We start from the raw sequence: 26981 nt of genomic DNA, 5'->3' as shown, positions 1-26981 counted from the left end.
TCCTCTTGGAGCTATCCCCGCGCGCGGGGCCTAGGAGTTATCCCCGCTTGTGCGGGGACAGTCCTGGCGCCCAGGCCGCCGAGCTCGCCACAGGGTGGTCGGCCCCGCGCAGGCGGGGATGGCTCCTGCCCTCAGGGCCGATGCCAAGACCCAGGGGCCGTACAGGGCCCGGGATGGCGCAGACGTGGATGACGCGAGATCGGCTGTTGCCTGGATTGGGGCTTGCGTGCCGGTAGCGGACCCTGAGCCGAGTAGTAGCGGGGTTCCCGCTGCGAGTGCCTCCTGGCGATTGCCATGGCTCCCACGGCAACAGCCCCAAGAGGAAACGGCCCCGACCCGAGGGGGCTGTCTGGCCGTCTCGTGCAGTGCTCTGACCAGCCGCTGGGACGGGACGGGACGGTCGCCGACCGACGGTCGGTCCGCCGCGCAGCCGCCGGCGCCGGCGCATCCTCCGCCTCCAGCACCTGGGCGAACCAGGCGGACAGCAGGTCGATCAAAACGGTGCCGAGGCGGGGCGTCGTACGGCTGGAGGACGTCGGCCTGCTGTTCCAGCCCGGTGAGGAACCCCGTCAGCAGGGCGCCCACCCCGGTGAGCACCTGACGGCCCAGGTCAGCCGGCAAGTGCACTCCGTACGGCCGCGACGTGTCGCTCACACACAGATCGCTCGGGCCAAACGCCTCGGCTCGCCCCACATGCTCGAACCCCAGCCTGCCGCCGAGCACCAGCGCCAGGAGGGACATCTCCGGATCGGACTGCCGCACCGCTTCTCGGTACGCCGGAACCCCGTCGGCAGGTGCGACGTCGGCCACGCCAACACCGGCCCCAGTTCCAGCAGCCTCTGCCGCGCCCAGAAGTCATCGGTGAACTGACTGCTCATATGGCTGAGGGCAATCGGCTGGCGCATTAACTCGCACCAGTACTCAAACCGATGCTCCCTGGGCACGTCGTCGCTTCGGAAGACCGTTCCGATCATGTCCGGGCCAACCAACGGAGGCCGCCTTCGACACCGGTCCGCGGCCCCGGTGAGAGCCGTCCGCACGTGCTACTGCGCGTAGAACGTGGCGTCCGCCCGGTCCGTGGCCGTGCTCGGCGTCTGCGTGTACAGCAGGTAGTTGAAGTGGCGGAGGTAGCGGCCGGGTGAGCCGTACGACTCGTAGGAGACGCCGGCCGAGTCGGACAGACCCGCCCTCTTGTAGAAGGTGGCGTCGGACGCGAACTGCGCCGTGCCGTCGTTCTTCTCCAGCCGGACCTCGAAACTCGCGTTGCTCCGCAGGTAGTAGCCGGGGAAGTTGGCCGACTCCAGCGACACGGTGCCGCTGCCGGCCAGGCCGGTGACCACGCGGAACTGCGAGTCCGCCAGCGGGCTGACGTTGGCGTCGATGCGGCCGCGGTAGTCGAAGTGGCGGATGAAGCGGTCCGCGAAGTTGTACGACGAGAAGCGCTGCGGGGTGACCCCGTCGGCGACCGGGATGCCGAAGTCGGGGGTGCCGTCGGCCTTCCAGTACACCTTCTGGACGCGGGTACGGCGGTTGGGGTCGTTCAGCGGGTCGCCGGTGATGTCCTTGTAGCTGCGGTCGTGGTAGACGAGGATGTCGGACTTGCCGTCCTCGGAGACGGTGAAGGAGTTGTGGCCCGGACCGTACTGGGAGGTCGCGTCGCTCGTCTTGAAGACCGGCTGCGCACCCTTGGTCCAGGAGGCCGGGTTGGTCAGGTCGGCCGTCGATGAGGCGGTCAGCATGCCCAGGCAGTAGTTGGAGTCGGTCGCGCTGGCCGAGTAGGTCATGAAGACCTTGCCGCCGTGCTCGATCACCGCCGGGCCCTCGTTGACCTTGTAGCCGATGGTCTCCCAGGACAGCGTCGGCTGGGAGATCTCCGCCGGAGTGCCGGTGAGCGTCCAGGGGTTGGCCATCTTGGCGATGAACAGGCTGGTGTTGTTGTTCTCGGCCGGGTTGCGCTGGGCCCAGGCGAGGTAGCGGACACCGCCCACCACGAAGGTGGTGGCGTCGAGGGAGAAACTCTCCCACGTGGTCTTGATCTGGCCCTTCTCGGCCCAGGTCGCGGTGAGCGGGTTGGCTCCGGTGCCCTCCAGGACGTACATCCGGATCGCCCACTGGTCACTGGTGGAGCCGGCGGCGAAGTACACGTACCACTTGCCGTCGATGTAGTGGATCTCCGGTGCCCAGATGTGGTTGGCCATCACACCGCTGGCGTGCTTGGTCCAGATCGTGGTCTCGGGGGCCGTCGACAGGCCCTGGATGGTGGTGGCGCGGCGCAGCACGATGCGGTCGTACTCGGGGACGGTCGCGGTGAAGTAGTAGTAGCCGTCGGTGTGCTTGAAGATGTGCGGGTCGGCGCGCTTCTCGGCGAGCGGGTTGGTGTAGGTGACGCCGGGGGAGGCGGGCACCGCCGCGTGGGCGGCGGTGCCGGGCCCGGCGAGACAGCCCACCAGGGCGAAGAGGACGGCCATGAGCAGCCGTACGGCGTTGCGTCTCAAGGGGTTGCTCCAGATTACGGATGCGGGGTGCGGAGGGAGGTCAGGTCGTGGGGACGAGGCGCCACTGCTGGCAGTTGTTGTTCAGCCAGGTCCACAGCCGTACGTCGGTCCCGTTCGTGGTGCCGCAGTTGGCGACGTCGGCGACCTTGCCGCTGTTCTCGTTCACGATCCGCACGTAGTCGCCGGTGGCCGTGTAGACCAGACGGAACTTCTGGCAGTTGTTGTTCAGCCAGGACCACTGCGCGATGTCCGTGCCGTCGGTCGTGGCGCAGTTCGCGGTGTCCGCGACCTTGCCGGTCGCGACGTTGACCAGTCGGCTGGTGTCGTTGCCGAGGTCCTCGACGCGCCACTTCTGGTTGGCGCCGCCGGTGCAGCTCCACTGGAAGATGTTGGTGCCGTCCAAGGTGTTGCCGCCCTCGACGTCCAGGCACTTGCCGCTGTTGCGGTTCACCAGGGTGTACGCGGTCGGGGTCGTCGCGGTCTCGCCCGAGGGGCCGGGCAGCGTGGTGCCGAGGGCGACCGGGGTGCCGAAGTTCGGCGTGCCGTCCGCGTTCCAGGTGAACTTCTGCGCCCGCGTCGTACGGCCGTTGCCGCAGCCGCCGTTCGCGGAGTCGTTGGCGTGGTAGACGATCCAGTTCTCGGTGCCGTCCGGCGAGGTGAAGAAGCCGTTGTGGCCGGGGCCGTAGACACCTGCCGCGTCATTGCGCTGGAAGACCGGCGTGGACTTCTTCGTCCAGGAGGAGGGGTTCAGCGGGTCGGTGCCGGTCAGTTCCAGCTGGCCCAGCTTGTAGTCCGCGGTCCCGCAGAAGCTGGCGGAGAAGGTGAGGAAGGTGCGGCCGTCGTGGTAGAGCGGCTCGGGGCCCTCGTTGACCGCGCCGCCCGAGGTCTCCCAGCTCGCGGTGGGGCTGGAGATGATGGTGAAGGTGTTGCTGGCCAGCGTGTACGGGTTGCTCATCGGCGCGATGACCAGGCTCTGCTTGCTGCCGTTGATGAAGCCGCTGCCGATCAGGTACAGGTTGTTGTTGTTCTGCAGGACGGTGGCGTCGATGAGCCAGCCGCCAGGGGTGAGGTTGGAGCCGCTGAGCTGGTTCTTGTAGGTGTACGGGCCCATCGGATCGGTGCCCGCACTCTCCAGGACGTGGGTGCGCTGGGAGTCGCAGCAGGCGACACCGCTCTGTCCCGCGGAGTAGTACAGGTACCAGTGGCCGTCGAGGAAGTGGATCTCCGGCGCCCAGATGTTGGTGTTGCGGGTGGAGGTGGTGTCACTCCAGATCTGGACACTGGCGGCCGTGGAGAGCCCGGCCAGGGTCGGCGACTTCCGCATGGTCAGCACACCGGTGAAGGACGTGGTGACCAGGTAGTAGTTGCCGTCGTAGTACTCGAGCCAGGGGTCGGCGCCCTTCTGCGTCTTGACCGGGTTGGTGTACGGGCGGCCCTCGGCGGCGGCGGCCGGGGTCGTCGCCGACACCATGGCGATCAGGACGGCGAGCACGCACAGGATCAGGGATCTGTGGCGTCTGGCGGGGGGCTGCTCGGGCTTCTTCGGCATGCGGGGACCGTTCCTGTCCGTAATTTCGAACGTGGTTCGTAAATTCGGTCAGAAGATAAGCGGGGGTCAAGATTCCGTCAACGCTTTCGTCACACGCGCTTTACCTGTGCGACTCCGTCCCGCGTACCAGGCGCGACGGAGCCGCTCACCGGCCGGCTCTCACGTCAGCCTGATGGAGCAGTCCGGCGTGCTCCTCAAGCACCCGTTTCAAGGCGGGAGTTGAAGGGGTTGAGGTTGCCGTGTCGGTCGCCGCGGGCGGCCCGTACGAGGGAGAAGTCGGTGGTGACGGCTTCTTCCAGGAGGTACGTCCGGCTGCGGAACTCCCGCGTCTCCTTCGGCGGGGAGGCCACGGAGACACTGCCGTCGGGGCCGTAGCGCCAGGGCAGTCCGCCGTCGGCGAACTGGGTGCCGACCCCGGCCGGGGTGTAGAAGGCGGGCTCTGCGGCATCCCCACCGTGCTCATCGGCGCCCTGCTCGTGCAGGGCGCCGACGGCCTGCGCGTCGTCTCCATGTTCAGAGCCGGAGGCTTCGGGCTGGGGAGAGCCGTAGCTCCGGCCCGATTCCAGTCGGTACGGGGTCACACCCTGCGGCGGGCGGACGGCAGAGGCACCGGGGCAACGCCTTCAATGACGGTGTTGCTGATGGTGCCGATGCCCTCGACCGTCATGGTGACGATGTCGCCGGGGACGAGCGGCGGGGGTTCGAAGTTGCCGCCGCGGCCCCAGAGTTCGGCCAGGCAGCCGCCGTTGCCGCAGGTACCGGAGCCCAGGACGTCGCCGGGGTGGATCCAGGTGCCGCGGGAGGCGTACGCCGCCATCTCCTCGAACGTCCGTGGCTCGCGGGATCGCTTGGGCCAAGGCGGTTCCTGCTGGGCTTGGCCGACCTGGCATGCCCGGCGGCACGCTGGTGAGTCGGTGAGTCGACGTTCGCCGTCCACTCGATGCGACCGCGCCCGTTGGTTCGCGCCGGGGAGTGCGAGCAGGCCTGCCCACACTTCCCGGCGCTGCCAGCGGCGGAAAAGCCCGCAGACAGTTGCTAGGCCCATGGCAGGACGGAGAGGTCCCGCTTCGAAGCCCCGGTCCGCACTCACCACCGGAACCTCGATCACCATCCGCTTCGACCTGGACGGTTGGCGGTCGTCGCTGCGGCGGCCCGCGTCCATCGATCGTCCTCAGCGGCATGGCCATCCACCGCCGGCTGCTGATAGTGGCTGCCGGTATGGCGAAGGCGCAGAAACGTAGTGGCGACGTGCCTTTTCGCGGTTGCCGCAGACGGCCATCGAGCACCAGCGGGCACCGTTGGCGCGGCTGCGGTCGAGCAGGAACAGCCGGCACTCGTCGTTGGCGCGGGGCGTAGCCGGCCGGGCAGTTGCTTCTCGGTGGCGGCTCGGGCGAGAACCGCCGCGACGGCAGGCCGGGCCTGCGGAGGAGCTTGATCATCCACTGTCCACCAGATCCCGGAGTGATCTCCGGGATCTGGTGGACCTTCGAGCAGCGGGCTCAACGCGGCGGGCGAGCTTTCTCCGCGCAGTATGTCCCGCGTCTCACGCAGCAGCGCCAGTTCCGCGGGCTGTCTTCGCCGCCGTGCTCCCGCGCCCAGGGCCCGAAGGGGAACGGTGCGTCGACACCTAAATCGACAGCAACGCGACAGCGCGCTTTTACTCACTCCTGGGCTTGAGCGGGTCAAGATCTCGACACGGTCTGAATCGCGGTCGATCGACACCTGCACCGCATGCACAGATCTACGAAACGTGCCAGCGAAGGGAAACGTCAGCATGACCAGCGAATCAATTGAGCCCACCGGGGCACCGGCTCGCCGTACCATCGTGGCGGCGGTCGGAGCAGCGGGGCTCGCCGTCGCGCTGACTGCGTGCGGATCGGACGGGTCCTCCGACTCCTCCTCCACAACCCAGGCCGGCGCCAATGCGAGCGGCGGCGACGCGAGCAGCAGCGCCTCGTCCGGCTCCGGCGGCACGGCCCTCGCCAAGACCTCCGACATCCCGGAGGGCGGCGGCAAGATATTCAAGGACCAGGGCGTGGTGGTCACCCAGCCGACGGCGGGCACGTACAAGGCGTTCTCGTCCAAGTGCACGCACCAGGGCTGTGCGGTGGCCAGCATCACCAACGGCGTCATCGTCTGTCCGTGCCACAAAAGCGAGTTCTCGGTGGCGGACGGCAGCGTGAAGAAGGGTCCCGCGACCAAAGCGCTGCCCGCCGAGCAGATCACCGTGAGCGGGGACTCGATCACCCTGGCGTGACGCCCGTACGTGGGGGCCGCTTGAAGCAGCCCCATGCGGACGGCGACGGTCCAGATCGCGGTGGTGATGCCGTGGGCGTCGGCGAGGAGGGCGCGACGGCGAAGCCGCCGTCGCGCCACAGGCGGTAGACCCCGACGGCGCGGGCGTGCCTTCTCGGTCCCGTCTCCGGTGCGCACTTCAACCCTCAGCACGTCGAGCGCCCGCCGGTCCGGCGTCAGCACGCGCTCGAAGAGTTCGACGGGGGTCCTCCGGGTTGTGGACCGCTCGGGATGCGCCTTGGCCATGGCCGGTAAGTGGTGAGGAAACGGCCCCGAGAGAAAGCGGCCTCGCACGGAGCCCTCGACGGTTGTCGGGGGCGGTCGAGGCCGAGTCTCGTTGAGGCGTGCTGACAGCCGCGAGGGACGGCGGTCGGACGTCCACGGTCGCACGGCGACCTGTACCCCGGCGTGCCGAGGCCAGCGGCTGTTCCACCCCGGTGTCCCGTTCGGTCTGCGGCGGCGGGCTCCGCGACATCTCCCGCGGGTAGGCTTCGCCAGATCAGGCGAAGTCGGCGGGGACGAGGCATGGGCGGGGTCGAGACGACGCGGGGTGGCGGGGCTGAGCGGGCGACCTCGCGGGATGTCGCCCGGCTTGCCGGGGTGTCGCACACGGCCGTGTCCTTCGTCTTCAACGGGCGTGCCCAGGGCAACCTCTCCGCCGAGACGCAGGAGAAGATCCGCAAGGCGGCCGAACAGCTCGGCTACCGGCCGAACGCGGTCGCCCGTGGCCTGCGCCGGCGTCGTACCGCCGTGATCGGTCTGGTCACGGACGAGATCGCCACCTCGCCGTTCGCCGGGCGGCTGCTGCGCGGGGCCATGGACATGGCGTGGAGCAGTGAGCACCTGGTGCTCACCGTCGACTCCGGGCAGGATGCGGTCGCCGAGGACGCGGCTGTCGCCGAACTGCTCGACCGGAGGGTCGACGGGATCATCTACGCCGCGCTGTCGTTGCGCCGCGCCCGAGTCCCGGAAGGGCTGCACCGCACGTTCGCCGTGTTCGCCAACTGTCTCCCCGAGGACGGCTCCCTCCCGGCCGTCATCCCCGCCGAGCGGGCCGGTGGCCGCAGCGCCGCACGCGTCCTTGTCGACGCGGGCCACCGCCGTGTCGCCCTGGTGGGCGGTCTGGACGACATCGCGACCGCGGAACGGCTGCGCGGCTTCCGGGACGCGCTGCGGACGGTGGGGCTGACGGCTGGGAAGGACTGGGTCGTGCGCACGGGAGGGGAGATCTCCGCCGGGTACGAGGGAGCGCTGCGGCTGCTGGACGGTGTTCCCGCCCACCGGCGGCCCACGGGGATCGTCTGTTACAACGACCGGGTCGCCGCGGGCGTCCTCCACGCCGCCGCGCGCCTGGGCCTCGACGTGCCCGCCGAGCTGTCCGTCGTCGGCTATGACGACCAGGAACACATGGCGGCTTTCCTCAGCCCGCCCCTCACCACGGTCGCTCTGCCCCATCGCGCGATGGGAGAGACGGCCGTCCGCCTGCTCCTGGACGCCATCGACAGCGGGACCGCGCCGCCGGTCACCACCCGGCGGCTGGAGTGCCCCGTCGTCACGCGGGGTTCGGTGGGACCAGCTCCCAGCCCGTGACCTCGACGTCCGTCCCCGCCACGGTCAGCTCCGCGATGTCGTCGTCCCGTCGGTACACCCGTTCCGTGGCCGTCGCCCGGTCACCCGCGAACAGTTCCAGCAGGGAGCCGTCCACGAGGATCCGTACGGTGAGGGTCTCGCCCGGCGGGGTCGGCAGGACCAGGGGGGCCGTGCCGTCCGGACGGGAGCGTGGCCAGGCCGTGCGGTCCAGGGTCACCGTGCCGGACGCCGGATCGAGTCGCACGGTCAGTTCGGCCCCGGACGTGGCCCGCAGCAGACTCACGGTCGCCGCTGAACGGGCGGTCACCAGCAGGTCGTACGCGAGGGGGAGTGGCCGGTGCGATCCTGGTGCGGCCGTGAACGGGACGGCCGCTCGCAGTAGTTCGAGCTCCGGAGCCGGTACGACCCGTAGTGTGCCGTCCTCGTGGGTGTCCATCACCCGGGGTGCCGTGAGGACGCCGGACCAGCCCGCGCGGTCCACCTCCTCGGGCGGGCGTGACTCCCAGGACCAGCCCCAGAGCAGGGCACGGCCGGACTCCGTGTCCTGCAGGACGGAGGGGGCGTAGAAGTCACGGCCGAGGTCCAGCGGGCCGCCGCCCGTACCGGCCGCGAACCTCGGTCCACCGTCCGCCTGCTCCACCAGACGGCCCGTGACGTACGCGGTGCTCAGCGGGTCGCCGTCCCACAGGGCCACCGCCAGCACCCAGTCGCCCCCGGGGGTCGCCCACAACTGCGGGCACTCCCAGCCGATCGCCCGCTTGCCGAAGGCGCGGGCCGCCACCGGGTCCCGGCCGTCCAGCAGGACCCCGGCGAACCGCCAGTCGTACAGGTCCTCACAGTCGTACACCAGGACGGACGGGGTGCCGTCGGCGTGGCCGGCGCCCATCAGCGCCCAGCGGCGTCCGGCGAAGCGGAAGACGAAAGGGTCCCGGAACATCGTCACGCCCAGGCCGGGTGGTGGGCCGGCGACCACCGGCACCGGCAGTTGCTTCCACTTCTGGAGGCCGTCGTCCTCGGTCACGGCGAGACAGATCGCGCTCAGGCCCTGGTGGTCGTGGTCGATCCCGGAGTACACCGCTGTCGGTACACCACCGTCGTCCACCACGCAGCCGGACCAGCAGCCCGCCTCGTCCGGGCCGTCGGGCATGGGGCGCAGGGCGATCCCGTGGTCGTCCCAGTGGGCGAGGTCGGGGCTGGAGGCGTGGCCCCAGTGAACGTTCGTGTGCACGGGGGCGTCGGGGTTGTACTGGTAGAAGAGGTGGTATCGATCGCCCCAGCGGAACGGGCCATTCGGGTCGTTCATCCAGTTGGCCGGCGGGCGGACCCTGAAACGCGGGCTGTTGGCGTCGTTCGACCGGCTCACGGAACTCAACGATTGACTCCTGCGGATGTGATGCCCTCGCGCAGAGGGCGCTGGCCGACGACGAACACGGCGACGGCGGGGATCATGGAGAGGACGACTCCGGCGAGGACGACGGAGATCGAGCCGGTGCCGAGGTTGCCCTGGAGGGAGACCAGGCCCAGGGGCAGCGTGAGGTTCTCGGTGGAGGTTTCGAGGATCAGCGGCCGGAAGAACTCGTTCCAGTGGTAGTTGAAGGCCAGCACGCCGACGATGGCGAGACCGGGGGCCGCCAAGGGGGCGTACACCGAGCGGAAGACGCGCCACGGACCCGCGCCGTCGATCATCGCCGCCTCGCCCAGGTCCTTCGGCATGCCCATGAAGTACTGGCGCATCAGGAAGGTGCCGAAGGCCGTCGGGAAGGCCGGGACGATGAGGCCGAGCAGAGTGTCGGTCAGACCCATCGTCTTCAGTTCCAGGAAGACCGGGACCATCGTGACCTGCAACGGCACCATCATCGTGGCCAGGACCAGCGCGAACAGCGGCTTCTTGAAGCGGAATTCGAGGCGGGCGAAGGCATAGCCCGCCAGGCCCGCGGTGATCATCTGGCCGGCCGCGATCAGCGCGGTCACCAGGGTGGAGTTCAGCGCGTACAGCCAGACGTCGATCTGGTCGAAGACCCCGCGGTAGGCGTCGACGGTGGGGTTCGTGGGGATGATCTTCGGCGGCAGGTCGAAGGACTCCGCCGGCGTGCGCAGTGACGTCGACACCGTCCAGATGACCGGGCCGAGCGTCAACAGGGCGCACAGCGCCAGGCCCGCGATCCGGCCCCAGGGCGCCAGGCCGTGCCGTACGCGTGACGCGGTGGGGCTCGTACGGGGACCCGGCATCGAACCCGATGCCGGGCCCGATACCGAACCCGAGAGGGAACTCGTACTCATCTGACTCACCCGGCTCACTGGTAGTGGACGTAACGCCGGCTGAGCCGGAACTGGAGTGCGGTGACCGCCATGATCAGGGCGAAGAGCAGGACGCCCACGGCGGACGCCTCGCCGAAGCGGAGCTGCTCGAAGGCCGTCTCGTAGATGACCATCACGACCGTGCGCGTCGAGTCGCCGGGACCGCCCGCCGTGAGGACGTACGGCTGCTCGAAGACCTGGAGGGCGTTGATGATGCCGACCACGGACGCCACCAGTAGCGTGGGCGACAGCAGCGGCAGGGTGATGGCGAGGTGTTTGCGCACCCCGCTCGCGCCGTCCAGCGAAGCCGCCTCGTGCACCTCCTTCGGGATGTTGTTCAGGCCGCCGACGAACAGCAGGAACGAGAAGCCGAACTGCTGCCAGACGTACGCCAGGACCACGGCCGCCATCGCCCCGTTCTCCGAGGTCAGCCAGGGGACCGAGGGGACACCGACCGTGCCGAGGAGCCAGTTCACGGGGCCGAAGTCCTGGTTGAACAGGTACTTCATCACCACCGAGATGGACGCGGCGGACAGCACCAGCGGGAAGAAGAACGCCGAACGGAACACGGACCGCAGCCACTTGGGCATCTGGCCGTTCACCGCGATCGCCAGCACGAGCGCGATCAGCAACTGGAGTGCGACCGCGAGCACCATGAAGACGAGCGTGTTGCGGAAGGAGACGAGGACCGTCGAATCGGTCAGGATCTCCCGGTAGTTGGCCGCTCCGGCCCACCGCGGGTCGTCGATCACGTCCCACTGGAACAGGCTGAGGACGACCGAGCCGACGATCGGTACGACCGTGAAGACGACGATGCCGACGACGGTGGGCGCGAGGAACAGGACGGCGAGGAGACGGGTGCCCCGGGTGCGGAGGGTGGTGGCGGCCGTGGACTCGGATGCCTTACGGGGCTGACCGGTCCCGCGGTTCCTGCGGCTCCTGCGGATGCGGGAGGGCTCCGGCCCCACGGGCCTGATCTCGGTGTTCGTCACACTTCACGCTCCATGGCCTTCTCCAGGTCCCCCTGCAGCCGGCGCAGCGCGGGACGCACCGCGCCGGGGCTCGCAAGGGCGGTTCCGGTGTGCTTGATCAGCAGCTGTTCGACCTCGTTGACCTGCGGCGGGGCCGGGATCGGGCCGGTGGTGGGGATCTTGTCGAGGGTGTCGTAGAAGACCTGCCAGTGGGCCGGGCCGGTCTCCCGGTAGCGGGCCTCGTCGACCATGGAGCGGCGGGCCGGAGTGGTCTGGTTGGCCGCGAAGAGCTGGGTCATCACGTCCTTGCGGGCGGTGTACTTGATGAACTCCCAGGCCTCGTCCCGCATCTTCGACGTGCGCAGCATCGCGTACCCGGCGGCGCCGAACTGGTGACGCCGGGTACGCCGGCGCGGGAAGTACCGCACGTCGTAGTCGGCCGGTTTCATGCCCGCCTGGTGCAGGCCGCCCGCCCAGAAGCCGCCCGCGGGCGTGACGCCGACGCGGCCGGTGGAGAAGACGCCGACGAGGTTGCGGCCGTCGCCGCCCTCCGGCCGGGTGCACAGGTCCTCCTGGACGAGGGAGGAGAGGTAGTCGTAGACCTCCGTGACGCGGTCGGAGTCGGCCAGGGGTGTCGTCCACCGGTAGCCGCCGCCCCGGCCGCGCCGCTGTGCCTCGGGATAGAAGGAGTTCCAGAGCCAGTCGCCGCCGGGGGCCTTGGACTCGGTGAGGAGGTTGGTGTCGTTGGCGAAGAGCCAGGGGACCACTCCGCCCCACAGCCGGTTGGTCCAGAAGTACGGGGTGAACCGGTCGCCGTTGCTGCGTTTCATCGCTCGCAGCAGCGTGGTGAAGTCGTCGTGGGTCCAGTCGTCGTCGGGGAGGTCGGCACCCGCGCGTTCGAGGACCCGGCTGTTGAGGTACATGTCGGCCGCGTTGAACTCGACCGGCAGCTGGTAGAGGCTCCCCTCGTACATCATCGACTCGACCAGCGAGGGATGGACGTCGGCGAAGTACGTGCGCAGCTCGGCCGCGTCCCGCTTCGCCCACCTGTCCAGCGGTACGCCGAGCCGCTGGGCGAAGAGCTGCACGCCCTCGGTGGCGACGTACACGAGGTCGGGTGCCGTGCCCGCGGCGATCTGGGTGAGGATCTTGGAGAAGAAGTCCGACCAGTCGTAGGCCTGTACGGGGTTGATGCGGATCCTGATGTCGGGGTGGACCTCGCGGAAGCCGTCGCGCAGGGCGCGCTGCGCCTCGGGGTTGAAGGCGGAGCCCAGGGTGGCGATGACGAGCGAGCCGTCGTCGCGGCCGGGGATGTCGGCGCCGGTGAGGCGGTCCCAGCCGGCCGCGACACCGGCGAGAGCGGCGGCTCCGGCGCCGTATGCGCCGTAACGCATCAGGGCCCGTCGGGAGAGGAGCGAGTCGGTCATCGGCGAGCCTAACTCGTGTTAGCCGGAGTGTGATTTCACGATGATGAGAACCCCGCTGCGGCTCTGTCAAGGGATGTGCGCGGATGGGAAGTTGCGAACGGGCGGGCGCGAGAGGGCTTGACCTTTAACGAGTTAGGTATACGGTTCCGGTCCAGATGAGCCGCGTCCCGACGACGACGTCGGGGAAGGGAGGCGCACGATGCGTGGCATGAAGAGGAGTTCGCTCGGCCCGGGGGAGACACTGTCCAGGCGGTCGCTGCTGACGGCCTCGGCCGTCGGCGCCGCCGGTGTTCTGCTGCCGGACCTCGTGAGACCGGCGGTGGCGGTGCCCCGCGAGGCGACGGCCGCGTGCACGGGCAGCTACCGCGCCGAGTACCACTTCACGGTCCCCGACCAGTGGATGAACGACCCGCAGCGCCCGATCTGGATCGACGGCGAGTACCACTACTACTACCTCTACAACGCCGACTACTCGACGGGCGGCACGACGGCCGGCACCGCCTGGCGCCTGGCCACCAGCACCGACCTCGTCTCCTTCACCGACCGGGGCATCGCCGTGCCGAAGGACACGACGCCCAACGGCGATGTCTGGTCCGGCTCGGCGGTGGTCGACACGGACGACACGGCGGGCTTCGGTGCGGGCGCGGTGATCGTCCTCGCCACCATGGCGCCCGACGAGGTCACCCAGGCCCAGTACCTGTACTACTCGACGGACGACGGCCGCACCTTCACGAACCACGGCACCGCCCCGGTCCTCCCCAACCCCGGCGTACGGGACTTCCGCGACCCCAAGGTGATCCGCGACGAGGAGCGCGGGCGGTGGGTGATGCTGCTCGCCGAGAACGACAAAGTCGGCTTCTACCACTCCGCCGACCTCAAGGCGTGGACGTACGTCGGCGGCTTCATAAAGGGCGGCATCGGCGTCCTGGAGTGCCCCGACCTTTTCCGGATCAGGGCGGACGACGGGACCTGGAAGTGGGTGCTGGGCGCCAGCGCCAACGGCAAGGGCTCCGGGCTGCCGAGCACGTTCGCGTACTGGACGGGTTCCTTCGACGGTACGACCTTCACCGCCGACGCGTCCGATCCCCAGTGGCTGGACCACGGCTGGGACTGGTACGCGGCGGTCACCTTCGACAAACGTGACGCGAGCGGGATCCTGGACTCTGACGCGCGGTATGCGATCGGCTGGATGAACCACTGGGACTACGCGACCACCACGCCCACCATCGAGTGCGACGGCTTCAACGGGACCGACTCGATCGTCCGAGAGGTACGGCTGAAGCACGCGTCGGGTACGTATTACCTGGCGTCCCAGCCGGTGGCGGCCCTGGACGACCATGTGTCGCGCACGGTGGACCTCGGCGACATCGCGGTCGACGGCACACGACCGCTCGACTACACGGGTACCGCGTACGAGCTGACCTGTGAGATCACCTGGGACCAACTGGTCGGCGCCGGCCTCCAGTTGCGGCGGTCGTCGGACGGTGGGCGGCACATCGACGCGGGAGTCTACGGCGACTACGCCTTCGTCAACCGCGGTTACACCGTGAGCCCCGACACCTCCGGCCGTTGGCAGGAGAGCCGCACGCCGTTCGACCTGTCCGCCGGCACGGTCCGCCTGCGGATCCTCGTCGACCGCACGTCCGTCGAGATGTTCGTCGGCGACGGCCGGTACGTGCACTCGACCGAGGCCTTCCCCGACCCGTCCGACACCGCACTGGCGCTGTTCACGATCGACGGGCAGGCGGTGTTCCGGAACGTGGTGATCCGGGAGTTCACGGTCTGATCCGACGGGGCGGTGGCCGGGGCGCGCCGGGAGGCTGCCGACGACCGGCGCGCCAGGGCTCTCCATACCGAGGCAAGCCAGGGCCTGTCCGGCGGATCAGGTCGGCTGCAAGAGACGGCGCTTTCCAGGCAACCCGAGCGGGGTCATGGGGGTCCCCCCGCTCGAGCGAAGCCGAAAGTGGGGGAGACTGACGACAACGCGTTCGCCTCCTGGTCGCCCGTGGACCTCGTCGCCGAGAGCAGACAGCGTGTTTCCGCGCGCCGAAGCGACGGCGGAGGAGATCGCGGCGGCCAGGCGGCGATGGCACATACGTACACGAAATACGTACTCCTACCGACGTGTCCCTGACACGTGTGCCGTTTTCTTGCATTCATGACGACACCGGGCGTGAAAGCGCAGATGCCGACGAGTGTCAGGCTGGCGTTGGTGGGGGTTTGGGTCCAGGCCGTGCTGAACCTGGCGGCGGGATTCCTGTTGCTGGCCTTGGTGAACGACGCGGCGGACCACGGTCAGGACGAAGGGGCCGGGCTGCTCCGGTTCCTGGCGGTGCTGTCGCTGCTGATCGCCGGGGCGCTTCTGCTGTGCGGCGTTTTCGCGGGCAAGCGGTCGAACGGGATACGTGTCACGGTCATCGTCATCGAGGCGCTGAGCCTGCTGATCGGTGTGCTGGGCCTGCTCCAGGGCGGCTTCTCGGCTCTCCCGGGCATCGTCTTCGCCCTCGTCGTGCTGCGAAACTTCAGCGCCGTGGAAGCCAGGAACTGGTTCGACCGATGAGGTGCGTACCGAGGCGCACACCTGGGCGGAAAGACTCCGTCGTGCCGGTCGTCGCGGCACTCGCCGTGGCCGTCCTGTTCACCGGGGGTTGTTCGAGCGCCCACGGCACCTCCCATTCCGGGGATCCGTCCGAGAGCGCGACGGGGGTGTCCGAGTCGCCGAGCCCTTCGCCGACCCCGTCTCTCACTCCCCCGTATCCGACGGGGGCGTCCGGTTGCCACGACAACAAGGGGTGGACGGCCGAGGAATCCAGGGACTGGGTCCGGCTCGCCGTCGACACGCCCAAGGAGAACTCTGTGAGCGTCGGGCTGAGGATTGCCAGCCTGCCGGGGTACATCGGACCGCTCTGCCGGAAGATCACGGTGCAGGTCGAGTTCTGGAAGCTGGTGTACGGAGTCGCGAACGGCGCCGACGGCGAACGCCTCTCGGACGGGGCGCGACCCGACTACTACTTCGACATCCGCCGGGTGAAACGCGTCGAACTCCATGAGGACGCGGGCGTCGAGCGGAAGATCGCCCTGCCCGCTTCCCTCTACGCGACGGACCGCAGTCCCTGTGAGGGCGCCCTCCTCTCGATCACCGTGGGCAAGCCGCTGACGAGCAAGGAACTGCCCAAGGAGGTCGAGGTCGGCGGCGAAGAGGACCTCTGGGGTCGCGCCACTGTGGACTTCCGGTCGCAGCGGGTCGCCGACTACGAACTGTCCGAGCCCTCGGCACCGCAGGTGTGCAGCCCGGACGGCAAGCCCACCGCCGACCCGGCCGATGTACCCACACCGGGCTCCCAGCCGACGGACCTCTACCCGACGGACCTCTACCCGACGCCCGACAGAAGCTTCGACATCGACGACCTCCTGCGCTCTCCCACGCCCTGAACTTCTTCCGCGGGGAGCCGGGCACGCACCGGCCTCTTCACCACCACATCAACAGGCCCTGCCACAAGGACAGTTCGGCAGGGCCGCCCGACCTCACCTTGGGGAATCACATGCGCATACGCGCTGCTGCCACCGTCCTTTCCGGCGCCGTCGTACTCTCGGCGCTCGTTCTTCCGAGCGCCGCCCAGGCAGCGGAGCACCCTGGGGCGGCGACGGATCTCAGAGTCTTCGCCTCGCAGAGCGTCCGGCCGCAGGACGCGCTGGGCGGCACCACATTCAAGAACGGAGTCGTCAACAAGGGCAAAGACATCGTTCTCGGCGTAACGGGCAAGAAGGCCGTTCCCGTCACGTTCACCGCCTTCGACGAGGAAGGCGTAGCCATCACCCAGGCGTTCCTGTGGCAGGGCACCGACAGTTCGAGCACGGACACCATCACCGGCGGCCTGGAGTCGGACGACTACCCCACCTGCACGGAGACGCCGGTCCAGAACGGCTACAGCTACAGCTGCAAGACGGTCTTCACCATCGACCCCGCGGTCGCCTTCAAGGACGGCAACGGCACCGCGGGGACCTGGAAACTCTTCCTGGGCGCCTACGACCTCTACGCGAACGCCAGTTACGACGACGACGTCGCCAGGACCAAGATCAAGCGTGCCGCCAAGCTGACCGCCAACGCCTCCCCGGAGCCGGTGAAGAAGGGCAAGACCATCACGGTCACCGGCAAGCTGAGCCGCGCCAACTGGACCACGGGCAAGTACGCGGGATACACGAGCCAGCCGGTGCAGTTGCAGTTCCGCAAGAAGGACAGCAGCACCTACACCACCCTCAAGACGGTCAAGACCAACAACACCGGCGCCCTGAGCACCACCACCAAGGCCGGCTCCGACGGCTTCTACCGCTTCGTCTTCGCCGGCACCACGACGACCGGCACCGCGAAGGCGACCGGCGACTTCGTCGACGTCAAGTAGGCCGCTTCCCGGCCGAGACCGCGGTGGCCGGTTCGCAGAGGCTGACTGATCACCGCCGAGGGGGCACCCGGGCCAGGCTCAGTCCTGCTCCGCGCGGGCGTCCCCGAAACGGCTCCCGGTGCGGCGGCGGGCCATCAGCGTGGCCGGGACGGTACCGCTGGTGCCTCGTCCTGGAGCCGGTCGTTGCCACGGGGCGCCGGCTCCTCCTCCGGAGCCGCTGCCGGGATCGGCGGGATGTGACGCAGCAGTGTCATCACCAGTGCCGCCGTCACCAGCGCGAAGCCCGCGCTCACCGTCGCCGCGGTCTGCAGTCCCGAGGTGAACGCCTCCCGGGCGACGGCGACCAGTTCCGTACCGTTCGGCAGGCGCTCGGCCGCTGCCAGCGCCGCGCCCAGCGTGTCCCGTGCCTCCGGCGGGGCGTCCGAAGGGATGCCGCCGCGGTAGACCGCCACGGCGACACTGCCGGTGACCGCGATGCCCAGAGCCAGGCCCAGGTCGTACGCCGTCTGACCGGTCGCCGCCGCTGCTCCCGCCTTCTCCGGCGGAGCGGAGCCGACCGCCAGCACCGTACCGAGCACGCTGATCGGGGCCACGCCGAACATGATCACTGCGAGCGCGGTCGACGTGGGGACGACACCGGTCGTCACCACCATCGTCCCGTAGCCGGTCAGCGAGACCAGCAGGCCGCCGAACAGTACGTAGGCCGGGCGGACGCGCCGTGCCAGTACCGGCGTCAGTTGCGAACCGGTCACCAGCCCCGCAGCGCCCGGCAGCAACCACAGCCCCGCCTCCAGCGGTGACTTTCCCGCCACCGCCTGGAGGTACTGCGGGACCAGGTACTCGACGCCGTTCAGCGCCGTCATGCCCAGCAGCAGCGTGAGCAGGGCACCCGTGAAGGCCCGGTGGCGGAAGAGGCGCAGGTCCAGGAACGGGGTCTCCAACCGGTTCTGACGGCGGATGAAGACGATCAGGAAGCCCAGTCCGGTGGCGAACGCCGTGGCCGCCGTCGCGTTCGGGCCGTGCTCGGCCACGCCCTTGATGCCGTACACCAGTGGCAGCACCGTCAGCAGGAAGAACAGCACGCTCGTCAGGTCCAGCCGTCCGGCCGCCGGATCGCGGTACTCGGGCAGCAGCACCGTGGCGACGCCCAGCACCGGCACCATGACCGGCACACCGATCAGGAACACCGAGCCCCACCACCAGTTGTCCAGCAGAACGCCTCCGGCGATCGGCCCGACGGCCAGGCCCACGGAGAGGGCGCTCACCCACATAGCGATCGCCGTGGCCCGCTGTCGCGGATCGGCGAACATATGGCTGATCAGTGAGAGCGTGGACGGGAGAACGGCCGCCCCCGCCACGCCGAGCACCGCACGGGCCATGATCAGGGTCTCGGGGTCGGGCGCGTAGGCGGCGACGAGCGAGGCCGCGACAAAACCGGCCGAGCCGGCCATCAGCAGCTTGCGGCGGCCGATGCGGTCACCGAGCGTGCCCATGATCACGAGCAGGCCGGCGGTCAGGAAACCGTAGATGTCGGTGATCCACAGCACTTCCGCGCCGCTGGGCCGCAGGTCGGCGGTCAGATAGGGCGTGGCCAGCCACAACACGCCGAGGTCGGCCGTCATCAGAGTCACGGGAAGCAGGAGTACGGCGAGGCCGAGCCATTGGCGGGCACCCGCCCGGGAGGGCGTCAGTGAAGTCATGGGGAGACTGTCCGGTGCGGTGCTTCGGGTTCGGCTCGGACGGTGTTGCGGTGCTGTTGCGACGGCGCCCGGGAGCGGCGACGAGCAGCACAGAGGCGAGCGACGGTGGGAGGAAACGGCCGCGGCCACCCCGATGGCCCAAGGCCGGCCGGGGTGGCCGCGGTGGTGCTCTTGTCAGTTCCGTTGGTCCAGGGCCGCCGCCGCAGCCGACAGGATCTTCCGTACCCGGCCCGGGCGCGACGCCTCCGGGACGCCGGAGAGCTCGGTGTCGAACACGAGGCGGACCGTCGAGTCGGGGATGCCGCAGTACTGCGATATCCCCACGCGCAGCTGGACGTCCATCGCGGTGTCGAGGCCCGCCTTCTCGTACTCCGGCGCGGAACCGCCCGCCAGTCCCAGCCACACCATCCGCCTGCCCGCGAGGCGTGGCGTGCTGCGGCCGTACGCGAAGCCGTAGTTCCATACCCGGTCGATCCAGCCCTTGAGGATGGCGGGCGGCCCGAACCACCACACCGGGAAGACGACGAGGATGTCGTCGGCGGCCGTGATGCGCTCCATATGGGCGTGCACCACGGGCGAGTACCGCTTCTCACGGTCCGCCCAGTCCGGTTCGTCGACCGGAGCCAGGCGCGGGTCGAACTCCTCGGCGTACAGGTCGAGCAGGTCGACGGTGCCGCCACCGTCCTTTATGCGGGCGTGCAGGTGGGCGGCCGTCTGGGCGGTCAGCGAGTCGGGGCGTGGGTGGGCGACGACGAGGAGGGTGTGGGGCATGATGCGGCTCTCCTTCCCAGGAGCGGGGGCGCCGGCCTCGGAGGCCGGCATCGGGCGGGGGATCAGTTGCCGGGATCAGACGCCAAGGCCGGAGCCGCCGCTGGCGTCGATGCTCTGGCCGGTGACCCAGCGGCCGTCGTCGGAGGCGAGGAAGGCGACGACGTCGGCGACGTCGTCCGGCCGGCCGACCCGATTGAAGACGGAGAACGCGGCGGCGTGTGCCTTGGCGTCAGGATCCGCCATCCATGGGTGGATGTCCGTCTCGATCGTGCCCGGGGAGACGGCGTTGACCGTGACGCCCCGCGATCCCAGAGTCTGGGCGAGCGTGAGGGTCAGCACCTCCACCGCGCCCTTGGCGGCGGCGTAGGAGGTCATCCCGGGGAAGGCGACCTTGGTCACGCCGGAGGAGATGTTGATGATGCGGCCGCCGTCGCGCAGCCGGTCCAGGCCCTTCTGAATCACGAAGAAGGGCGCCTTGGCGTTGACCGCGAAGACCTTGTCGTAGTCGGCCTCGGAGACCTCGTGGATCAGGCCCGGGCCCGCGATGCCCGCGTTGTTCACCAGGATGTCGACACCGTCGGCGTGCTCGTCGAACGCCTTCCAGAGAGCGTCGGCGTCGCCGGGAACACCCAGCTCGGTACGGAAGGAGAAGGCGCTGCCGCCCGCGGCCTCGATCGCGGCCACTGTCTCCTTCGCCGCCGTCTCGTTCGAGGCGTAGTGCACGGCGACACGGGCGCCGTCCCCGGCCAGCCTCACGGCGATGGCCCGGCCGATGCCGCGGCTGCCGCCGGTGACCAGTGCCGTCTTGTTCGTCAGTCGTCCCATGGTGGTTCTCCTTGGTCGGTGTTCCGACGTGCCGCGTCCCGCGCGGGGATTCCGCGTTGGGGGTCCCGCGTTGTGGGGTCCGCGGTCTGCGTTCCGTTTGCTTCGGATGCTCGGATGCTCGGATGCTCGGAGTTCGGTTGAGAGGACTGTCGTGCCCGGCGCTTCGAGTCCGGCTCGGGCGGTGTTACGGATCTGTTCGGGTGGGTTCGGGGCGGCCGGGTTACCGTGGGCGGCATGCGATTCGGGGTACTGGGGGAGACGGCCGTCTGGACGGATGACGGGCAGCCCGTCCGAGTTCCCGAACTCAAGGTCCGTGCCCTGCTCGCCTCCCTGCTCGTCGAACCGGGACGGCCCGTCGCCGCGCACCGGCTGATCGACGACCTGTGGGGTGACGAGCCGCCCGGCAACCCGACGCGGGCCCTCCAGGCGAAGGTCTCCCAGCTGCGGCGAGTGCTCGACGAGGCCGAGGCGGGCGGGCGTGAGCTCGTAGTGTCCCGTGCGCCCGGCTACCAACTCGTCGTTGCCGAGCAGGCGTTGGACGCCCACCGGTTCGCCGGGCTCGCCGCGCGGGCGAGGACGGCGTCGGACGCCCGCACCAGGGCTGGGCTGCTGGCCGGCGCGCTGGCCTTGTGGCGGGGGCCCGCGTTCGCCGATTTCGCGGAGGAGCCGTTCACCCGGGCGGCCGTGAACCGGCTGGAGGAGGACCGGCTCGCCGTACTCGAAGCGCATGCCGAGGCACGGCTGGACGCGGGCGAACACGCCGAACTCGTCGGCGAGTTGGCCGAGCTGGTCGAACGGCATCCGCTGCGAGAACGGCTGCGGGCCGTGCAGTTGCGGGCGCTGTACCGGGCCGGCCGGCAGAGCGAGGCGCTCACCCAGTACGAGGACCTGCGCGCCCGGCTCGCCGACGAACTCGGCCTCGATCCGAGCCCGGAACTCGTCGAGCTGCACGGGGCGCTGTTACGGCAGGAGGTCGGCACAGGTGCCCCGGGTGCCGCCCCGAATACCGCGGCCGAGGCCGCCCGTGGAAACATCCTCACGCCGATCAGCGTGCTCGTCGGCCGGGACGACGACATCGCCGACGTACGCGAACTCCTCGCCGGGCGCCGACTGGTCACCCTGACCGGGCCCGGCGGCGTCGGCAAGACCCGGCTCGCCGTGGCCGTCGCCGAGCAGATGTACGACACCTGCCCGGACGGGGCGTGGCTCGTCGAACTCGCCGGCGCCGGGGCCGGCGGCGACCTGGCCGAGGTCGTCGCCGTCGCGATGGGGCTGCGCGACGACGGGGTCTGGGGCGTACGGCCCGAGGGCGGCCTGACGCCGGGCGCCGCCGAGCGACTCGCCGACGTGCTGCGCGGCAAGCGGATGCTGCTCGTCCTCGACAACTGCGAGCACGTCGTGGACGAAGCCGCCGCGCTGGTCGAACTGCTGCTGCGCACCGCGCCCGGACTGGTTGTCCTGACGACGAGTCAGGAGGCGCTGGCACTCGCCGGGGAGACCCTGTGGGCCGTGCCGCCGCTGGATGTCGAGGGTGCGGTCGAGCTGTTCGCGGTGCGGGCGGCGGCCGCCGCGCCCGGCTTCGCGCTCGACGACGACAACCGCGGTGCGGTGGAGTCGATCTGCCGTCGGTTGGACGGCATCCCGCTGGCCCTGGAGCTGGCCGCCACACGAGTGCGGGCACTCGGGGTGCACCGGCTGCTGGACCGGCTCGACGACCGGTTCCGGCTGCTGGGCGCCGGACAGCGTGGCGTCCCCGCACGGCAGCAGACCCTGCGCGCGATGATCGACTGGAGCTGGGAACTGCTGAGCGAGCCCGAGCGGGTGGTGCTGCGGCGGCTCGCCGTGCACGCCGAGGGCTGCACGCTGGAGGCCGCCGAGGAGGTGTGCGGGGGCGACGGGGTGGATGTGCTTGATCTCCTGGTGCGGCTGGTCGATCGGTCGCTGGTCGTCGTCGCGAGCGACCGGTACCGGCTCTTGGAGTCGGTGGCGGCGTACTGCGTCGAGCGGCTACGGGAGGCCGGTGAGCTCGCGGCGGTACGGCAACGGCATCTCGCGTACTACACGGGGCTCGCGGAGACCGCCGAGCCGCAGTTGCGCGGGCCCGGTCAGCGCGAGTGGCTGACCAGGCTGGACGCCGAGATCGCGAACCTGCGCTGGGCGTTGGAGGGAGCGGTGGAGCGCGGTGCCGCGGCGCACGCGCTGCGGCTCGTCGACGCCCTCGCCGGGTACTGGGTCCTGCGCGGGCGGCTCGGCGAGGCGCGCCGCTCGGTGACGTCCGCGCTCGAACTGGCGGGCGGTGACACGGCGTTGCGTGCGCGGGTGCGGGTGTGGCAGGTCGGCATCACGATCCTGGGCGGTGACGGCGAGGACCGGGCCGCGCGCATCGAGGCGGCGCTCAAGGAGTACGGGGAGGTGGGCGACGTCGCCGGGGGCGCGTGGGCACGGTGGTTCCTGGCGCACACGCTGTGCGGCACGGGCGATCCCTCCGAGGGCGGGGTGCTCACAGGGCAGGCACTGGAGGGATTCCGGGAGCTCGGCGACCGGTGGGGCGAGGCGGCGGCACTCGCCGACCGGTCGGTGCAGCGGCTGCTGACCGGCGACCCGGCGGGCGCGGAGAGGGACGCGGCGCGGAGCGTGGAGCTGTTCGGCGCGGTCGGCGACGCCTGCGGGCAGTTGTGGTCGGTGTACCCACGGGCGGCGGTCGCCGAGATCCACGGCGACTACGCGCGGGCGACCCGTCTGCAGCGGGACGCCCTGGTGACGGTAGAGGAATTCGGGCTCTCCACCCACGCGGTCGACCTGCTGTCGGGGTTGGGGCGGATCGCACTGCTGACCGGCGACTTCGACGGGGCTCGGGAGTACCACGAGCGCGCCCGGCGCTCCGCGGCCGAGATCGGCTACCGCGCGGGCGAGATCAACGCCGAGCTCGGGCTGGGGCTCGGCGCGCGGCGCGAGGGCCGGCTGGACGAGGCGGAGACGCATCTGCGGGCGGTGCGGGCGTGGCACACGGACGTCGGACTGGACGGTGCCAACGCGCTGCTCCTGGCCGAGCTCGGGTTCATCACCGAACTGCGGGGCGATGCGGGGGAGGCGCGGGCGCTGCACGAGGAGGGGTACGCCACGGCATGCTCGACGGGCGACCCGCGGGCGGTCGCCCTGGCCCTGGAGGGCCTGGCCGCTGCCCTTGCCCTCTCGGGCGAGGGGGAGCCGGCGGCCCTGCTGCTGGGCGCCGCCGCCGCCACCCGCGCCGCCACCGGCGCTCCCCTGCCCCCGGCGGAACGCGGCGATGTGAACCGCGCGACGGTACGGGCGCGGGAGGTACTGGAAGAGGGGGCGTTCGAGGCCGCATTCTTGCGCGGCGAGGGGCTCGATCCGGAGGAGGCGGTGGCGGTGGCAGCGGCAGGCGGGACACCGGCTGGGGCGGCAGGGCGTGCGTCGGTGAGCCGGCAGCGTCTCCGCGGCTTCAGTTTTTGATCCTGGGGACGTGTTGGGGGCGCGGGGTTGCGGTGGGGCCTGCTGACCACCGTCCGCAGGCCCTCTACCGGCCGCCCGGGAAGCTTCCGTGCGGGAAGCTTCCGTGCGGGACTGCCGACCGGGTTCGGCCGCAACGTCGAGGAACTCGCACCAGGGCGTGAGGCCTGTTGTGCGTGGGGCGGAAACTGCCCGCACAGAAAACGGCCCGGTCTGTTCGATGAGCTGCTCGAGTGGGGTGCCGCCGTCGCCCCAAGCCGACCCTGGTGGAGGCGCCGGCCGGCACCGGCCGGGCCGAGAGCGAACCGTGTGACTGCTTGTGAGGGGCCCCGGGATCCCCGGGGCCCCTCGAACGCGGTGGCAGGCCGCGGGGCAGCCGGCGTCCGGCGGCCCCGTCAGTGGGCGAACAGGGGCGACACGGCAGCCTCCGAACTGCTGTTCCAATACGTCACGCGGGCCTTGTCGTCCATGCGCACGCCGCCCTTCGGCAGCTCCAGGAGTACACCCTCGCCCGTGTTGGTGTCGGGGCTCTGACCGTGCGGGGCGAGCGCCAAGTTCTTCACGAGGGTGCTCACGTCGTCGTTGCTCTGGCGCAGGAGCAGACCCGCGTACGCCTCCTTGCCGGGTGCGAGAGTCACCTCGGTCTGCGGCTTGGAGTTCTCGAAGACCGCCACGAGCCGGCCGTCGCCGTCCTCCAGTCAGAGTACCGGATAGGTCCGCAGCTTGCACGCCTTGGTGCCGGTGTTGGTGACGGTCAGCAGGAGCTTCGAGTCGTCCTTCGTGGGGGGCACGGCCCACTCCACCTTGACGTCGGTGTCGTCGTCGGGGCAGTTGCCGTCGATGCCCGTGGGGTCGTCCGCGGCCTCGCCCGGACGGCCCGGCGCGGAAGACTCGGCAGAGGACGGCGCGGAGGTCGAGGGGACAGCCGACGTGGACGCGGAGACGGAAGGGGAGGTGGAGGATTTCGACGGCGGGGTGGCGCCGGCCTTGTCGTCGCTCGGCTGGCAGGCCGTGGCGGTCAGGAGTGCGGCGGCGGTGAGGCCAAGGGTGCCAAGCGTCCGGGCGTGGGTGGTCTTGCGGAAAATGCGCATCGTGAGCCCCCGTGGCTGCTGACGTACTGGGATTGGTCTTGACAGGATGCTCACCCTGGCTTCGGATTCACGCCTCCCGCAAGGACTGTTACGGCTCTCGCACACGAGGGTGACGGTTCCGTCGTGCGGGACCGTCCCGAAAGCTGCAACATCGGCATCGCCCGAGGGTGTGGCAGCTCCCGGCCTGGTGTCGTCACCGAGCAGGTCACGTCGTCGACCAGGGCTGCGCGCGCCTCGGGTGCGCGGGATCGAGCCGCCTCGACGATCCGGATCAGCCCGGCCGTCAGGCCCTCCGCCTCGGAGTCGGTCTCCATACGAAGCTCCTCACGGACGAATGGCTGGGCTCCTTACATTTCGCGCGGGGGTCATGGTCGGTCGCGCCGACGCCGGGGTGTGCCCGCCCTCCCGGGGGCGGGCATGGCGCACTCGGCCCCAGGGCGCGGGGCCAGCTGCGGGTCCGGTAGTCGTAACCGGCGAGTCGCGCGTCGCCGTCGCCGTCGTAGAAGTTCTACCGGCCATCGCCGTCGCGGGTGACGTTGATCGTGTACCTAGAGCCGTTGAAGTGGCCGACGGACCCGTTGCCATCCTGGTCCGTCAGGGCGGGAGGTACGTCGGGTGGATGCCAGGGATACGGGAGGGGACCGAAGGGGCCCTGTCTGAACCGGCATGTCGACCAGGAAGGTCGGCCGCGTCGAACGGCACCGTCACGTAGGCCGTCCTGCCGTCCGACGTTTTGACGCTGACGAGGTTCGGTGTTCGCCCAGGCACTGCGGTGACCAACCGCCGTCGCAGCCCTCCGAGCGGCCATGTTGTGCAATGCGAAATTTAGTGTTGCAGACGTGGTGCCGGGCCGCGCGCACCTCCTACATTGCCGTCTCAACACAACGGTCCTCATCGGGCAAAGCGCCCCCCACCGGCCGGAACGCCGCTGTTCCGGCGCCGCGGGCCTCGCGAAAGACCGCTCCCGACCTCACCAACACCCGGCCACTCGGTCTGGCCTGGGTCTCCCGAACGAACTGAGGAGCTTCCATGAACGCAGGTTCTGTACGCGGTGCGGTGGCAGTCGCAGCCTCCCTGTGCGCGCTGGCCGGCATCAGCGCGTGCGACGTCCAGTCCGACAGCTCCACCGCCAAGAGCGGCTCGAGTGCCTCCCCGGCGGCGGCCAAGGACCTCAAGGTCGGCTGGTCGACCATCTACCTGACCCCGTCGTGGATGCAGCAGACCCTGAAGATGATGGAAGGCGACGTCACCAAGCTGAAGTCGGCGGGCAAGGTCAGCTCGTTCAAGACCTTGAACGCCAACGGCGACACCTCGCAGCAGATCGCGCAGATCCGCGCCATGATCCAGCAGAAGTACGACGTGATCATCGTCGACGCCGGCTCCTCCACGGCGCTGAACCCGGCACTCGAGCAGGCCGTCGCGGCCGGCATCACCGTGGTGGCCTTCGACTCCCTGCCGACCAGCACGAAGGTCATCAGAGTCGGCACCGACCAGAAGGCGTGGGGCTCGATGATGGCCACCTGGCTGGCGGACAAGCTGAAGGGCAAGGGCACCGTCATCGCCATGAACGGCCCGGCCGGCGTGGCCGTGAGCGAGGACCGTTGGGCCGGCGCCGCGGCCGTCTTCAAGAAGTACCCCGACATCAAGATCGTCAGCAACGTGCACAGCGAGTACAACCTCGCCCCCGCCGCCCAGGCCTTCGCCTCCGCCTACTCCGCGCACCCGGACATCGACGGCGTCTTCTCACAGGGCGGCGCGCTGTCGGCGGCCGCGCTGCAGACACTGGTCAAGCAGGACAAGAAGCTCGTTCCCGTCACCGGCGAGAACTACAACGGCTTCCTGAAGATGTGGCGCTCCCACCAGAAGGCCGGCTTCTCATCCATCGCCACCGCCCAGCCCAACTACCTCGCGGTCATCGCCCTGGAGGCGGCGGTCGCCAAGCGCGAGGGCGTGTCCGTCCCGCAGGACATCACCGTCCCGCTCCCCGAGATCACCGACAAGAACCTGGCCGACTACGTGAAGCCCGACCAGCCGGACGACTCGTACCCGATCAACGACCTGCCGCAGTCCGAGATCGACAAGCTCATCGGAAAGTGAC

At 70.0% G+C, this 26981-nt stretch carries 20 protein-coding genes and 3 pseudogenes; 9 read left to right on the top strand and 14 right to left on the bottom strand.

The genetic code is table 11. From position 1 onward, the window contains the following. Positions 1-360 precede the first annotated feature (360 nt). Complete coding sequence (locus tag QF027_RS16250; protein ID WP_307075294.1) at positions 361-870, top strand: hypothetical protein; 510 nt, start codon at positions 361-363, stop codon at positions 868-870. 173 nt (positions 871-1043) lie between these two features. On the opposite strand, the gene QF027_RS16245 is transcribed toward QF027_RS16250, so the two are convergent. From QF027_RS16245 to QF027_RS16225, 5 genes and pseudogenes are all read right to left on the bottom strand, one after another. Continuing rightward, positions 1044-2468: a family 43 glycosylhydrolase gene (locus QF027_RS16245; RefSeq protein ID WP_373432496.1), complete on the bottom strand. Its 1425-nt coding sequence runs from the start codon at positions 2466-2468 to the stop codon at positions 1044-1046. A gap of 67 nt (positions 2469-2535) precedes the next feature. After that, complete coding sequence (locus QF027_RS16240) at positions 2536-3966, bottom strand: family 43 glycosylhydrolase (RefSeq protein WP_307082392.1); 1431 nt, start codon at positions 3964-3966, stop codon at positions 2536-2538. A gap of 308 nt (positions 3967-4274) precedes the next feature. Then, positions 4275-4496 (bottom strand): annotated as a pseudogene (locus QF027_RS16235) (CoA-transferase); the annotation flags it as partial. A 125-nt stretch (positions 4497-4621) separates the two neighbouring features. Beyond that, positions 4622-4873, bottom strand: a pseudogene (locus QF027_RS16230) (fumarylacetoacetate hydrolase family protein); the annotation flags it as partial. A 342-nt stretch (positions 4874-5215) separates the two neighbouring features. Beyond that, positions 5216-5642 (bottom strand): annotated as a pseudogene (locus QF027_RS16225) (CGNR zinc finger domain-containing protein); the annotation flags it as partial. 176 nt (positions 5643-5818) lie between these two features. Here QF027_RS16225 and QF027_RS16220 point away from each other — a divergent pair. Then, positions 5819-6301: a Rieske (2Fe-2S) protein gene (locus QF027_RS16220; protein WP_307075290.1), complete on the top strand. Its 483-nt coding sequence runs from the start codon at positions 5819-5821 to the stop codon at positions 6299-6301. A gap of 563 nt (positions 6302-6864) precedes the next feature. Continuing rightward, positions 6865-7929: a LacI family DNA-binding transcriptional regulator gene (locus tag QF027_RS16215; RefSeq protein ID WP_307075288.1), complete on the top strand. Its 1065-nt coding sequence runs from the start codon at positions 6865-6867 to the stop codon at positions 7927-7929. Here QF027_RS16215 and QF027_RS16210 read toward each other — a convergent pair. The 4 genes from QF027_RS16210 to QF027_RS16195 all read right to left on the bottom strand — a co-directional run bounded on the left by QF027_RS16210 (position 7892) and on the right by QF027_RS16195 (position 12625). Further along, entirely contained in the window at positions 7892-9292 is a 1401-nt protein-coding gene (locus QF027_RS16210; protein ID WP_307082390.1) for a glycoside hydrolase family 32 protein, read from the bottom strand. The two genes, QF027_RS16215 and QF027_RS16210, sit on opposite strands and share 38 nt — an antisense overlap. Before the next feature lie 5 nt (positions 9293-9297). Continuing rightward, on the bottom strand, positions 9298-10158 hold the full coding sequence (locus QF027_RS16205) for a carbohydrate ABC transporter permease (protein WP_307082389.1): 861 nt from the start codon (positions 10156-10158) through the stop codon (positions 9298-9300). Positions 10159-10223: 65 nt separating this feature from the next. Further along, positions 10224-11219, bottom strand: coding sequence for a carbohydrate ABC transporter permease (locus QF027_RS16200; protein WP_307075286.1), 996 nt, complete (start codon positions 11217-11219; stop codon positions 10224-10226). Beyond that, a complete protein-coding gene (locus QF027_RS16195) occupies positions 11216-12625 on the bottom strand; it encodes an ABC transporter substrate-binding protein (RefSeq protein WP_307075284.1) in 1410 nt (469 codons plus the stop codon). Before QF027_RS16195 ends, QF027_RS16200 begins: the two co-directional genes overlap by 4 nt. A 208-nt stretch (positions 12626-12833) precedes the next feature. Between QF027_RS16195 and QF027_RS16190 the strand changes: the two genes are divergently transcribed. From QF027_RS16190 to QF027_RS16175, 4 genes are all read left to right on the top strand, one after another. Then, complete coding sequence (locus tag QF027_RS16190) at positions 12834-14411, top strand: glycoside hydrolase family 32 protein (RefSeq protein ID WP_307075282.1); 1578 nt, start codon at positions 12834-12836, stop codon at positions 14409-14411. A gap of 372 nt (positions 14412-14783) precedes the next feature. Beyond that, positions 14784-15185 carry a hypothetical protein gene (locus QF027_RS16185; protein WP_306981653.1) on the top strand — a complete coding sequence of 134 codons (402 nt, stop codon included), beginning with the start codon at positions 14784-14786 and terminating at the stop codon, positions 15183-15185. A gap of 41 nt (positions 15186-15226) precedes the next feature. Then, a complete protein-coding gene (locus tag QF027_RS16180) occupies positions 15227-16057 on the top strand; it encodes a hypothetical protein (RefSeq protein WP_307075280.1) in 831 nt (276 codons plus the stop codon). Positions 16058-16167: 110 nt separating this feature from the next. Beyond that, positions 16168-17025, top strand: coding sequence for a hypothetical protein (locus tag QF027_RS16175; protein ID WP_306981657.1), 858 nt, complete (start codon positions 16168-16170; stop codon positions 17023-17025). A 134-nt stretch (positions 17026-17159) separates the two neighbouring features. On the opposite strand, the gene QF027_RS16170 is transcribed toward QF027_RS16175, so the two are convergent. The 3 genes from QF027_RS16170 to QF027_RS16160 all read right to left on the bottom strand — a co-directional run bounded on the left by QF027_RS16170 (position 17160) and on the right by QF027_RS16160 (position 20321). After that, positions 17160-18725, bottom strand: coding sequence for an MFS transporter (locus tag QF027_RS16170; protein ID WP_307075278.1), 1566 nt, complete (start codon positions 18723-18725; stop codon positions 17160-17162). A gap of 174 nt (positions 18726-18899) precedes the next feature. Further along, positions 18900-19496 (bottom strand): NAD(P)H oxidoreductase, encoded by a 597-nt coding sequence (locus QF027_RS16165; protein ID WP_306981661.1) that lies wholly within the window; start codon positions 19494-19496, stop codon positions 18900-18902. 75 nt (positions 19497-19571) lie between these two features. Next, a complete protein-coding gene (locus QF027_RS16160; RefSeq protein ID WP_307075276.1) occupies positions 19572-20321 on the bottom strand; it encodes an SDR family oxidoreductase in 750 nt (249 codons plus the stop codon). A gap of 234 nt (positions 20322-20555) precedes the next feature. Here QF027_RS16160 and QF027_RS16155 point away from each other — a divergent pair, with 234 nt between their 5' ends. Next, on the top strand, positions 20556-23795 hold the full coding sequence (locus QF027_RS16155) for a BTAD domain-containing putative transcriptional regulator (protein WP_307075274.1): 3240 nt from the start codon (positions 20556-20558) through the stop codon (positions 23793-23795). Positions 23796-24187: 392 nt separating this feature from the next. On the opposite strand, the gene QF027_RS16150 is transcribed toward QF027_RS16155, so the two are convergent. Together QF027_RS16150 and QF027_RS16145 are read right to left on the bottom strand one after the other, a co-directional pair. Continuing rightward, positions 24188-24490, bottom strand: a complete 303-nt coding sequence (locus QF027_RS16150) for a DUF4232 domain-containing protein (protein ID WP_307082387.1) — start codon at positions 24488-24490, stop codon at positions 24188-24190. Next, entirely contained in the window at positions 24491-24883 is a 393-nt protein-coding gene (locus QF027_RS16145) for a hypothetical protein (RefSeq protein ID WP_307075272.1), read from the bottom strand. Positions 24884-25912: 1029 nt separating this feature from the next. Here QF027_RS16145 and QF027_RS16140 point away from each other — a divergent pair. Then, on the top strand, positions 25913-26980 hold the full coding sequence (locus tag QF027_RS16140) for an ABC transporter substrate-binding protein (protein WP_307075270.1): 1068 nt from the start codon (positions 25913-25915) through the stop codon (positions 26978-26980). Position 26981: the final 1 nt, after the last annotated feature.

This window comes from Streptomyces canus (assembly GCF_030816965.1).
GTDB lineage: Bacteria > Actinomycetota > Actinomycetes > Streptomycetales > Streptomycetaceae > Streptomyces > Streptomyces canus_E.
Note: the sequence above shows the minus strand (reverse complement) of the source record. Positions and strands in the feature narration are given on the sequence as shown.